A 12,972-nucleotide genomic window follows, 5' to 3' on the forward strand; every position below is an offset into this window, starting at 1 on the left:
GGCGGCGATCAGCCGCAATGAGCGCGCCACGATGATCCTCAACGTGCGCAACGGCACCACGATCGCCGCGCTGCCCGCCGACGCGGTGGTCGAGGAGCGCGACAGCCCCCTGAATCGAGCGTGTTGTACCTCTCTGACTTCTTGGAGCAGCGTGGACACATCAGCCATACCTGTGGACGGGCGAGCGGCGCGCCCGGCGGAGGGCCCACCCCATCTCGGCGGTGCCGACGCCCATCGTTTCCGCACCGCGGAGCAGGTCGCCCTGAGCCCCCGTGGCGACAGCGTCGCCATCGTGGTCCGCTGGGCCGACACCGCGCGCGTTCGCTGGACGACCGCGCTGGTCGTCCGGGACACCGCCGAGGGAGCCAAGGAGCCCGAAGTCGTCGCACGCGCCGGGGCGGACGCCCCCGCCTGGTCGCCGGACGGCAGGTGGCTCGCCCATCTCGTCCGGGAGCCGGGGCAACCCGGTGTCTCGCTGGCCCTGTGGTCCGCCGCCGACCACACCGTACGTCCGCTCGCCCGGGGCCTGCGGGCCGCCGGACGCCCGATGTGGTCGCCGGACGGCACGCGGGTGGCCTTTGTCGCGGCCGAGGACGACGGCGGCGAGGCCCCGGGGCGCGCTCCCCATGTCGTCAGGGACCTCGGCTACAAGATCGACGGCGTGGGTCTTGTGCCGAAGGCCCGGCGCCATCTGCATATCGCCGATATCGCCACGGGGGACATCGGGCAGCTCACCCGGGGGACGTTCGACGTCCACGGCCCCGCGTGGTCGCCGGACGGAGCGGCGCTGAGCCTCGGGGTGAGCCGACCTGCGGGCGATGCCCCCTGGCCGCTCGCCGATGTGTGCCTCGCCGACGCCACCACGGGAGAGCTGCGGCACCTCGTCGACTGGGGCGGGACGGTGGTGTGGACGGGCTGGACCCCGGAGCGTCAGATCGTCTTCGCGGGGCAGCGCCACCCGGGCCCCTGTCAGCATTCCAGCTTGTACCGCGTCGTGGACGGCCCGCACGCAGGACCCGTCGACCTCCTCGCCGGATTCTCGCGGCGGCTGGTCGCCTCCGCGCGCGGCACCACACCCGCCGCGCTCTTCCTCGACACCGGGGATTTCCTGTTCTGCGCACGGGAAGCCGGGGGCACCCGGGTGTACCGGGCTCCGGCGGGAGGCGGCCGGGCGACACCCTGGTTCGGCGGCGACTCCACCGTGGTGATGGGCATGAGCGCATCGGCCGCCACGGACTCCTTGGCCCTGGTCGTCGGCGACGCACACACCCCGGGAGACGTGTATCTGACGCCGACGGACGAAACGGGACCACGAAGGCTCACCGACCTCAACCCATGGGCAGCGCGGTTCACGGTCACCGCGGCCGAGGACATCCGCTTCAGCCCACCGGGCTGCCCGGAACTGCACGGATATCTGCTGCGCGGACGCCCGGCCGGAACCCGGGGACCCACGCTGTTCGACATTCACAGCGGGCCGGACTACGTATGGCGTCCCAGCCTCTCCCCGCGCCACCTCTACCACCAGACCCTGGCGGCCCGTGGCTGGAACGTCCTGTTGCTCAATCCGCGGGGCAGCGACGGCTACGGCGAAGCGTTCATGCGCGCCCCGCTGGGCAGGCCGGGCTTCAGCGAGGAGGAGGACTTCCTGTTCGCTCTCGACCGCATGGTGCGCGACGGACTCGCCTCCGAAGGCCAGGTCGCCGTCATGGGCTCCAGCCACGGAGGGTTCATGACGAACTGGCTGACCGCCCGCACCGACCGGTTCGCCGCGGGCATCAGCGTCGCCGGTGTCGCCAACTGGTCGAGCCTGTACGGGACGTCATCGCTCGGCGCGACGACCGCGCCGGTCCTCCTGGGCGGCACCCCCCAGGAGGTCCCTGAACGCTACGGCGCCAGCTCGCCGTTGACGTACGTCCGCGGTGTCACGGCGCCCACGCTTCTGCTGCACGGCGAGGACGACCTCATGAACCCCATCGGCCAGAGCGAGGAGTGGTTCACCGCGCTGCGCACCCAAGGATGCGAGGTCGAGTTCGTGCGCTACCCCGGGGGCGGACATCTCTTCATGCACAACGGCCCCCTCGGCCACCAGGAGGACTACCGCCGCCGCATCGTGGCCTGGCTGGTCGAACACGTCGAGCGGAAGGGCCTCAGGTGAGCCCGCGAACCGGCACCGCGCCGCTCTCCCTTGCCGATGTGGTGTGGCGGCGGGCGGGCGAGCAACCTGATGGCCTCGCACTCGTCGAGCTGCGCGACACCGGTGACGATCTCACCCTGAGTTGGCATGAACTCGTCGACTTGGCGGGCCGTACGGCGACCGTGCTGACCGGTCTGGGCGTCCGGCCCGGCCAGACCGTGGTCGCCGCGCTTCCCAACTCCGCCGACCTCGTGACCGTCTCGCTCGCGCTTCTGCGCATCGGAGCCGTGGTGTGCCCGGTGCTCCCGAGCCTGCGCGAACACGAACTCGGCCATGTGCTGCGCCGGTCCGGTGCACACGTCCTGGTCGTACCGGAGTCGTTCCGCGGTCGTGGCCACCCCGGCGAAGTCATCGCCATGGCGGAGGCGGGGCTGGCCCCGAACCTGCGTCACCTTCTGATCGCTCCTGGACACTCACCCGCGCCCTCGGCGACCGTGCCCGCCACACACCGGCTCGCCGCATATGTGGCCGGGGCCACGCCCGCCGGAGCATCGGCCCGTCCGGCCGGAACCTCCCCCCACGATGTCGCACACCTCCTCTTCACCTCCGGCACCACGGGAGAGCCGAAAGGGGTCCCGCACCGTATGGCCACGCTCAACCGGGCCGCCCTGCTCACCGCCGACCGGCTCGGTCTGACGTCGCGCGACCGCGTGCATATCGCCGCGCCCATGGCGCACCACAGCGGGTTCCTCTACGGAATGTGGCTGTCCCTGCTGCTCGGCAGCGCCCAGATCGTGCAGCCGGCCTGGAACGCCGATCGCGCGCTGCGGGCGTTCCGGGAATGGGGCGGCACCTTTATGCAGGGGTCCACACCGTTCCTGCTCGACCTGGTCGACGCGGTCGACGCCGGTGCGACGGCGCCCGCCTCGCTGCGTACGTTCGTGATCACCGGGGCGTCCGTACCCCGCGCTCTGCTCGCCCGCGCCCGCGACCGCCTCGGCGTACGGGTCTGCGCGGCGTGGGGCAGCACGGAAACCTGCATGGCCACGCTGTCAGCACCCGGCGACGAGGCGGAGTCGGTGGCGGCGACCGACGGGCGCCCGCTGGAGGGCGTACGGCTCAGAGTGACCGACGACTTGGGCGCCGAGCTCGCCACCGGATACGAGGGCCATCTCGAGATGACCGGCCCGCTCGTCTTCGACGGCTATCTCGGGCGGGACGACCAGACGGCCGAGGCGTTCACCCCCGACGGCTGGTACCGCACGGGCGACCTCGCGGTCCTGGAGCCGTCCGGGTATCTGCGCATCACCGGTCGCGCGAAGGACGTGATCAACCGGGGCGGGGAGAAGATACCCGTCGGCGCCGTCGAGCAGTTGCTGGCCGCCCATCCCTCCGTACGCGAATCCGCACTCGTCGCGATGCCCGATCCGCGACTGGGCGAACGCGCCTGTCTGTTCGTTGGGTTGTATCCCGGAAAAAGCCTCGGCCTCGGCGACGTCCAGGAATTCCTGGACGGTCATCGGGTGACCAAGCACTACTGGCCCGAGCGTGTGGAGGTGGTCGGTGCCCTGCCCCGTAATCCGGCGGGCAAGGTGCAGAAATTCCTGCTCCGTGATCGATTGCGACGCGAGTTCACCCCCCCACCCGAAGGGAGCGCAATTCAGTGCTGACTAAACAGGACATGGTCGAACTGCTCGCCTTACGCGGAAAGGAACAGGAAGAGCTGTTCGCGCGGGCCCGACGGATCCGCGAAGAAGTCTTCGGCGACCACGTCGTCGTACGCGGTGTGACGGAGATCGGCAACGCCTGCCGGGTCAACTGCGACTTCTGCCCCATGCGCCGGGACAACACCCGCGAGAACGACACCTTCCTGGCCGGGCCCGACGATCTCGTGGACGCCGCACGGGTCATCAAGGACAACGGCATCAACGTCGTCTTCTTCCAGGCCGGTGAGATCCCTCAGACGACGCGTGTGGTGGGCGAAGCCCTGCCGAGGATCCGGGAGTTGTACGACGACGACGTCGAAGTTCTGCTGAACCTCGGCAACAAGAAGCGCGGCGAGTACGCGTATCTGCGGGAACAGGGTGCGACCAGCTACATCCTCAAACACGAGACCAGCGACCCGGACCTCAATCTGCGGATGCGCCACGAAACCCTGGAGAGCCGGCTGCGCTGTCTGACCGACCTCATCGAGCTGGGGTTCAAGGTGGGCACCGGAGGAATCGTCGGACTGCCCGGTCAGACACTGGCACATATTGCGGACGACATCGTCATGGCGCGGGAGCTGGGCGCGCATATGTGCAGCTTCTCGCCGTTCGTACCGGCGCCGCACACCCCGCTGGAGCACCTGGAACCCGGCGATGTCGATACGACGCTCAACGCGCTGGCCATCTGCCGCATCGTACGGCCGGACTGGCTGGTCCCCGCGGTGAGCGCCCTGGCCAAGAACCGCAAGGACGGCCAGCGCAGCGGTTTCCTGGCCGGGGCCAATGTCCTGACGATCAACTTCACCCACGGGCGCAACGCCGACCGGTATCTCATCTACGGCAAGGAGCGCTTCGTCGTCCGCTCCGACCACGCCATGCGCGTCCTGGACTCGGTCGGCCTGGTCGCCGGCCGGTCCGTCTTCACCGGCTCCACGGCGTCCACGCCACGCCCCTGAGCGCGTTCAGATTCCGAACCGCGTACGGAAGAACTCGTCCAGGTCCGGGCGGGTGGCGGCCGTGCCGGGCAGCCGCTCCGCGCCGGGGGCGCGCAGACCGTCGAGGAGGACGGAAAGCTGGCGGCCGGTGAGGTCGGCGGACAGGCCGCCGCCGGCGCCGTCCTCGGGGATCCGCGGGGGCAGCGAGACCATCATCAGGACCAGGTCGTAGGTGTTCACATCGGCCCGGAGCGACCCCTCCTGCTGGGCCCGTGCCACCAGGTCGTCCAGGTCGGCCAGCAGCGCCTCGCGCGTGGCGACGAGGGCCGGGCCGGACTCCGTCGTGCGCCTGCGGGAGACGGGGAACATCTGGCTGCTGCGGACCTCGGCCATATGGCGCATCACCCGGGTGAAGGCGGACCAGGCGTCCGGTTCCTCGGCCAGGGCGCGGGTGACGACGTCCGAGGTTTCCCGCATCTGGCCGATCGCGACCTCCTCGACGAGGGCGCGCTTGTTGGGGAAGTGGCGGTAGATCGTGCCCATGCCGACACCGGAGCGGCGGGCGACCTCCTCGATGGACACCTCGTAGCCGCGGTCGGCGAAGACGGCGCGGGCCGCCCGCAGGATCTGCTGGACGTTCTCGCGTGCGTCGGCCCGCTGGGGGCGGGCGCCGGACGGGGCGATTTCTCTCATGGCCTGGGATGTTACGCTCCCGAAGCAGTACCGGAAAATGAATTTCCGGTTAGCCGACGGGGCTGCCCACGGACACGGGCTGCCCGACTTCAGGGAGACACGCATGAGCCCGACCGGCTCGACCCCCACTTCCCCCGCATCCCCCGCTCACGCCGCCTTCCCGGCCGAGTTCCGTGGCGCCGTCCTGCGCCCCGGCCAGGACGGCTACGACCAGGCCAGGGTCGTCTTCAACGGCCGGGCCGCCGACACCCGCCCCGCGCTGATCGCCCGCTGTGCCGACGAGGAGGACGTCGCCACCGCCCTGCGCCACGCATCCGCCCGTGATCTGCCCGTCGCGGTGCGAGGCGGTGGCCACGGCTCCGACGGCCACGCCATGCCGGGCGGCGCTCTGGTCCTCGACCTGTCCGGTATGCGCGAGATCTCCGTCGACCCGGACACCCGCACCGTACGGGCCCAGGCCGGCGTTCTGCTCGGCGAGCTGGACGCGGCCACGCAGGCACACGGCCTGGTGGTGCCGTCCGGCACCGTCACCAGCACCGGCGTGGCCGGGCTGACCCTCGGCGGCGGCATCGGCCACCTGATGCGCCGCTTCGGCGCCACCGTCGACAGCCTGCTCGCCTGCGAGATGATCACCGTCGACGGCAGGAAGGTCCGCGCGGACGAGAAGGAGAACCCGGACCTGTTCTGGGCGCTGCGCGGAGGCGGCGGCAACTTCGGTGTCGTGACCGCCTTCGAATACCGCGCCCACCCGCTGGGCCCGGACGTCGTCTCCGGCCAGATCGTCTTCCCCGGCGACCAGGCCGCGGCCGTCCTGGCCCAGCTGCCCGCCTTCATGGCCGACGCCCCTCGTGAGCTCGGACTGGCGACCGCGCTCACCTTCGCGCCGCCGCTCCCCACGCTGCCCGAGGAGGCGCACGGCAAGCTGGTCCTGATCCTCATCCCGGTCCACACCGGCGACTTCGCGGACGCCGAGGAGATCACCGGAAGGCTCGCCGCGCTGGGCACGCCCGTCGCCAACACGGTGCGGCGCACCACCTGGCTCGAGACGAACAGCATGCTGGACGCGACCGCGCCCTACGGACTGCGCACTGGTGCGCGCGGCGGCTATCTCGCCTCGCTCAGCAGATCCGCGATCGACACGCTGGTCGAGCGCGTGACCGCCTCGCCGAACCCCCCGGGGACGATCACCGCGGTCAACATCTGGTCGCTGGGCGGCGCGATCTCCGAGGACGTCGCCGAGGACGCCACCGCCTTCTCCCGCGCCAACGCGACCTGGCTGTGGGAGACCGCCACCGTATGGACGGAGCCGGAGCAGGACGGGCCCTTCGACGCATGGGCCGACGCGACGGCGCTCGCCATGCGGCCGCACACCCTCCCCAACGCCTACATCAATCTCACCGAGGACCAGGGCGAGGCGTGGCTTCGCGGCGTGTACGGAAGCGAGGCCAAGTACCGGCGGCTCGCGGAGATCAAGGCGGTGTGGGATCCGCGGAACCTGCTCCGCCACAACAAGAACATCGCTCCCGCCACCGGCGCGTAGGAGCCTTTCCCGGGCGCCGGCCGCCGCGGCCTCGACCGTCACCTGAGGCGCTGTCAAGCGAGATGCCACCGTCGCTCTGCCGCTTTGCTCTATAAACCGAACAGCTCTGCCGCAGAACTGCTGCCTCGTCCGATTTGGAGACGGTTCGGTTGCCCAACGCCCAGAACGAGTTCGCAGTGGCCGGTCATCCGTGGATCCTCTCCGGGCACACCGGAACCGCGCTGCGGTCCCAGGCGCGGCGGCTCCACGACCATGTCGCCGACCACCCGCAGCTCCGTCCGGAAGACATCGGCCACACGCTGGCGAGCGGCGGCCCGGCGCTCCCCCATCGCGCGGCGGTGGTCGCGGCGGACCGGGAGGGGTATCTGCGGGGGCTCGACGCGGTGGCCCGGGGTGAGGACGCCCCCGGTGTCGTACGGGGCACGGCGGCCGCGGCCGGCGACGGGGTCGCGTTCGTCTTCCCCGGCCAGGGCACCCAGTGGCCCGGTATGGCCGCGGACCTGCTGACGGTCTCACCCGCGTTCCGCCGGGCGGTCGGCGCCTGCGCCGAGGCGTTCGAGCCGTATGTCCCCTGGTCACCGGAGGCGGTGCTGCGGGGCACGCCGGGCGCGCCGCCCCTGGAGGGGACCGATGTGGTGCAGCCGACGCTTCTCGCCGTCATGGTGGGGCTGGCCGAGCTGTGGCGGACTCATGGGGTGAGCCCGACGACGATCGTGGGGCACTGCATCGGGGAGATCGCGGCGGCCCATCTCTGCGGCGCCCTGTCGCTGTCCGACGCGGCGCGCGTGGTGATCGAGAGCAGCCGGGCCCAGGCGACGCTCTCCGGGTCGGGTGCGCTGATCGCGGTCGCGCGGTCCGAGGCGCAGCTGCTTCCGTTGCTGCGGCGGTGGCCGGGCAGGCTGACGATCGCCGCGGTCAACGGCCCGATGGCCACGGTCGTCTCCGGCGATCGGCCTGCCGCCGACGAGCTGTTGGCAGAGCTCGCCCGTGCCGGTGTCCGGGCGCGCGAGGTGGCGATCGACATCCCCGCGCATACGCCGTTCATGGCCCCCCTCAAGGACGACCTGCTGGACTCGCTGTCATCGGTCACCGCGGGGCCGTCGCGGGTGCCGTTCCACTCCTCGGTCATCGGGGGTCCGCTGGAGACCCAGGGGCTCGACGCGGCCTACTGGTACCGGAATCTCGCCGACCCGGTCCGCTTCGAAAGCGTCGTCACGGGGCTGCTGCGGCAGGGCACACGCTGTTTCGTGGAGCTGAGCCCGCACCCGATGCTGACCATGTGTGTGCAGGCCACCGCCGAAGAGGTGGTCGGCGGTGAGCGCGTCCTGATCGTGCCGACGCTGCATCGCGGGCAGGCCGCCCTCGCGTCCTTTCGTACCGCGCTGGCCGAGTTGTACGTACGGGGCGCGCTGGACGACCACCGGGCGGCGTTCTCGGTGCCGGGCGGCCGCTTGGTCGCCCTGCCCCTCGAACCGCCCGCGGACGCGTCCGTAGAGCTCGCCGACGCTCCGGACCCGGCGGAGGCCTGTCGGCCCCCCTTGGTGGAGCGGCTTGCCCGGCTCTCCACCGCGGAGCGGAAGCGGCGGCTGCGCGAGCTGGTGGGCGCCGAGGCGGCCAAGGCCCTCGAAGAAGTCGCCGGGGCGGACGCGCCGGTCCATGGCATCGCGGAGCAGGAGCACTTCGTCGCCTCGGGCTTCGACTCCGCTGCCGCGGTCGCGCTGCGCAACCGCCTGAACGACGCCACCGGGCTGCTGCTGCCGTTCACCCTTGCCTTCGACCATCCGACGCCCGCCGCCGTCGCCGACCATCTGCACTCCCGGCTCTTCGATCATCAGGGCGGCCGACCGCCGGGCGCCGACGACCGGCCCGACCCCGCGGCGGCGGCCGGTCCGGCCAGGGCCGACGACGAGCCGATCGCCGTCATCGGCATGGCGGGCCGCTTCCCCGGGGGCGCCCGTACCCCGGAGGAGCTGTGGGAGCTGGTCGCCACGGGCACCGACGCCCTCTCCCCCTTCCCGGAGGGCCGGGGCTGGGATCCGCTGCGGCTCTACGATCCGGACCCCGCCCGGCCCGGCACGTACTACCAGCGCGAAGCGGGATTCCTGCACGACGCCGACAAGTTCGACGCCGAGTTCTTCGGTATCGCGCCCCGCGAGGCCACGGCCATGGATCCCCAGCAGCGGCTGCTCCTGGAGACCTCATGGGAGGCGCTTGAACGGGCGCGCATCGACCCGACGACGCTGCGCGGCAGCCGCACCGGGGTGTTCGTCGGCGTGGCCCCGCTGGACTACAGCCCCCGTATGCACCAGGCGTCGCCTGAGCTGGAGGGCCATCTGCTGACCGGCAACATCGGCGCCGCGGCCTCGGGACGGATCTCCTACGTCCTCGGTCTTGAGGGACCGGCGGTGTCCGTGGACACGGCCTGCTCCTCGTCCCTGGTCGCCCTGCATCTGGCGACCCAGGCGCTGCGGGCCGGGGAGTGCTCGCTGGCCCTGGTCGGCGGGGCGACGGTCCTCTCGACCCCTGGCATGTTCATCGAGTTCTCGCGGCAGCGCGGTCTGGCTCCGGACGGCCGCTGCAAGGCGTACGCGGCCGCCGCGGACGGCACCGGCTGGTCCGAGGGCGTGGGCATGCTGCTCGTCGAGCGGCTGTCCGACGCGCGACGGCTCGGACACCAGGTGCTGGCGGTGGTACGGGGCTCCGCCGTCAACCAGGACGGGGCGAGCAACGGCTTCACGGCGCCCAGCGGTCCATCACAGCAACAGGTCATCCGCTCGGCCCTGGTCAATGCCGGGGTGTCGGCTCCGGAGGTCGACGCGGTGGAGGGGCACGGCACCGGCACCCGGTTGGGCGATCCGATCGAGGCGCAGGCGCTGCTGGCCGCCTACGGACAGGGGCGTACGGCCGACCGGCCGCTGTGGCTGGGCTCGATCAAGTCCAACATCGGACACACCCAGTGGGCCGCGGGGGTCATCGGGGTCATCAAAATGGTGCTCGCGCTCCAGCACGGTGTGCTGCCGCGCACCCTGCACGTCGACAAGCCGTCGGATTACGTGGACTGGTCGGCGGGGGCCGTACGGCTGTTGACGGAGCCGGTGCCCTGGCCGGAGCGAGGCCACCCGCGCCGGGCGGGTGTGTCGTCCTTCGGCGTGAGCGGCACCAACGCCCATGTCATCCTCGAGCAGGCAACGCCACCGTCCACGGTGACCCCCGAGGGGGATACCGACGAGGCCGGGCCCGCCCTGCCCTGGGTGGTCTCGGCGAAGACGTCCCAGGCACTGCGCGACCAGGCCCGCCGCCTGCACGAACACCTCACCGCCCGGCCACAGCTGCAACCGGCCGACGTCGGCCACACCCTCGCCACCGGCCGCGCCGCCTTCGACCACCGCGCCGTCCTCATCGGCTCCGACCGCGAACAACTCCTCCACGGCCTGGACGCCCTCGCCACCGGCCGGCCCGACCCGGCGGTCCACCAGACAGCGGACCGTCCCACCACCGCCGACGGCCGTACCGTCTTCGTCTTCCCGGGACAAGGCGGCCAATGGGCGGGCATGGGCCTACGGCTGCTCAACGGCTCACCCGTCTTCACCGAGCGGATGGCCGCCTGCGAACAGGCCCTCTCCCCCTACGTCGACTGGACACTCACCGATATCCTCCACCGGCCCGCCGACGACCCCGTATGGCAGCGCGCCGACATCGTCCAGCCCGCCCTGTTCTCGATCATGGTGTCCCTGGCCGCGCTCTGGCGCTCCTACGGCATCGAACCGGACGCCGTCCTCGGCCACTCCCAGGGCGAGATCGCCGCGGCCCACGTCTGCGGCGCCCTGACGCTCCATGACGCGGCCAAGGTCGTCGCCCTGCGCAGCCAGGCCCTCCAAACCGAACGGGGCGCCGGAGGCATGGCCTCCGTACCCCTGCCCGCGGACCAGGTCACCGAGGATCTGCACACCCACTGGCCCGACCGGCTATGGGTGGCCGGCATCAACTCCCCCACGGCAACGGTCATCTCGGGAAACACCGACGCACTCGACGAAGCGCTCGACCACTACCTCGCCCACGACGTACGGGCGAAGCGCATCCCGGTCGACTACGCCTCCCACTGCCCCCATATGGACGCCGTGGCCGAGCGGCTGCCCGACCTGCTGGACGGCATCGTCCCGCGCGCCGCCGACATCCCCTTCTACTCCACCGTCGAGGGCCGATGGGCCGAGCCGACCGAGCTCGACGCCGCCTACTGGTACCGCAACCTGCGCAGCCCCGTACGGTTCGCCCACGCCGTCCACGCCCTCACCGAGACCGACCACCACACCTATATCGAGGTCAGCCCACACCCCACGCTCATCCCCGCCATCACGGCCACCGCCGAAACCACCGACCACACCACCACCGTCATCGCCTCGCTCCACCGCGACCACGACGACACCCACCACATCCTCGCCAACCTCGCCCAGGCCCATATCCACGGCCACACCATCGACTGGCGACACCACTACCAGACCCTGCACCCCACCCCACACGCCATCGACCTGCCCACCTACTCCTTCCAACACCACCACCGCTACTGGCTCCACGACTCCACCGAGGACAAGGCGGCGGGTACGGACCTCGCCGCGGCCCGCTTCTGGGAGGCGGTCGAGGGCGAGGACACCAACGCCGTCGCCACGCTCCTCGATGTCGAGCCGGGCACCTCGCTGGACGTGCTGCTACCGGCCCTGTCCGCCTGGCACGGTCGCCGTCGCGACCAGGCCGTCACCGACACCTGGTGTTACCGGGACATCTGGAAGCCGGTCGACCTCGCCGCCGCCCGCCCCCGGCCGTCCGGCCGATGGCTTGTCGCGATCTCCGCCGGGCTGACCGATCACCCCCATGTCAGGGGCGTGCTGGGCGCGCTGGAACGCCAGGGGCTGCCGATCGCCACCCTCGTCCTCGACGACACCCACACCGATCTCCCCCTGCTGGAGCGGCACCTCGCACAGGCGATCGCGAGCGATGGGCCGGCCATCGGCGGTGTGCTCTCGCTGCTCGCCCTCGACGAGGCGCCGCATCCGCGCCACCCGGAGGTGCCCGTCGGCACCGCCCTCACCCTCACTCTGATCCAGGCGCTCATCGCACGCGAGGACATCGCGCCACGGCTGTGGCTGGCCACCCACGAGGCCGTCGCCACCTCGTCCGCGGATACGCTCGATCACCCCCTCCAGGCGATGGTCTGGGGTTTGGGGCGCACCGCCGCCCTCGAACACCCCGATCTGTGGGGCGGGCTCATCGACCTTCCGGACACGCTCACCGAGCGGGTCCTCCGCGGCCTCGTCACGGCGCTGACCACCTGTCACGACGAGGACGAACTCGCGCTGCGCGCCACCGGCCCGCGTACCCGGCGCCTGGTCAGGACACCGTCCACCGCCGCAGCGGAGGACGCCCGTCCGTGGACGCCCCGTGGCACCGTCCTCATCACCGGCGGCACCGGGGCCCTCGGCTCCCGCGTCGCCCATCGCATCGCCGAACAGCATCCCGACTGCCATCTGCTGCTGGTGAGTCGGCGAGGGTCCGGCGCCCCCGGCGCCACCGCGCTCCGTGACCAACTCAGCGAACTCGGCGCCACCGTGACCCTCGCCGCATGTGACACGGCCGACCCCGGCGCGCTCGCGGATCTCCTCGCCGATATCCCCTCGGACCGCCCCCTCACCGCGGTCGTCCACACCGCGGGCGTCCTGGACGACAGCACCCTCGCCGCCCAGACCCCGGACCACCTCGCCTCCGTTCTGGGGCCCAAGTCCCACGCCGCACACCATCTGCACGCCCTCGCGCAGCACCACCCCCTCGACGCGTTCGTCCTCTTCTCATCTGTCGCGGCGCCCGTCGGCGGCCCCGGCCCGGGCCAAAAAGAGAAAAGATATGGACACATCGGAAAAACACTCAACAAATCAAAAATAATGGGTTGGCTTTTTTTGGTTTGATTATGTGGGT

At 71.4% G+C, this 12,972-nt stretch carries 6 protein-coding genes; 5 read left to right on the forward strand and 1 reads right to left on the reverse strand.

Annotated elements, in window-relative coordinates; translation table 11 throughout:
• The 3 genes from ACWDSL_RS47265 to ACWDSL_RS47275 form a co-directional block, all read left to right on the forward strand.
• Positions 1–2,155: prolyl oligopeptidase family serine peptidase (locus tag ACWDSL_RS47265; protein WP_450495154.1), on the forward strand; the 2,155-nt coding region annotated here is incomplete at its 5' end.
• Positions 2,152–3,804 (forward strand): AMP-binding protein, encoded by a 1,653-nt coding sequence (locus ACWDSL_RS47270; RefSeq protein ID WP_450495155.1) that lies wholly within the window; start codon positions 2,152–2,154, stop codon positions 3,802–3,804. The genes ACWDSL_RS47265 and ACWDSL_RS47270, both read left to right, overlap by 4 nt.
• Positions 3,798–4,796: a biotin synthase BioB gene (locus tag ACWDSL_RS47275; RefSeq protein WP_450495157.1), complete on the forward strand. Its 999-nt coding sequence runs from the start codon at positions 3,798–3,800 to the stop codon at positions 4,794–4,796. Before ACWDSL_RS47270 ends, ACWDSL_RS47275 begins: the two co-directional genes overlap by 7 nt.
• Before the next feature lie 6 nt (positions 4,797–4,802).
• Here ACWDSL_RS47275 and ACWDSL_RS47280 read toward each other — a convergent pair whose 3' ends face one another.
• A complete protein-coding gene (locus ACWDSL_RS47280; RefSeq protein WP_450495159.1) occupies positions 4,803–5,468 on the reverse strand; it encodes a TetR/AcrR family transcriptional regulator in 666 nt (221 codons plus the stop codon).
• A 103-nt stretch (positions 5,469–5,571) separates the two neighbouring features.
• Between ACWDSL_RS47280 and ACWDSL_RS47285 the strand changes: the two genes are divergently transcribed.
• A complete protein-coding gene (locus tag ACWDSL_RS47285; RefSeq protein WP_450495161.1) occupies positions 5,572–7,008 on the forward strand; it encodes an FAD-binding oxidoreductase in 1,437 nt (478 codons plus the stop codon).
• Positions 7,009–7,157: 149 nt separating this feature from the next.
• Positions 7,158–12,962 carry a type I polyketide synthase gene (locus ACWDSL_RS47290; protein ID WP_450495163.1) on the forward strand — a complete coding sequence of 1,935 codons (5,805 nt, stop codon included), beginning with the start codon at positions 7,158–7,160 and terminating at the stop codon, positions 12,960–12,962.
• Positions 12,963–12,972: the final 10 nt, after the last annotated feature.

The sequence above is a fragment of the Streptomyces sp. NPDC000941 genome (assembly GCF_053599555.1).

Bases quoted from the DNA above. Each gene is read 5' to 3' on its own strand.
- ACWDSL_RS47285 (WP_450495161.1), top strand. From the start codon at position 5,572: ATGAGCCCGACCGGCTCGACCCCCACTTCCCCCGCATCCCCCGCTCAC.
- ACWDSL_RS47280 (WP_450495159.1), bottom strand. From the start codon at position 5,468: ATGAGAGAAATCGCCCCGTCCGGCGCCCGCCCCCAGCGGGCCGACGCA.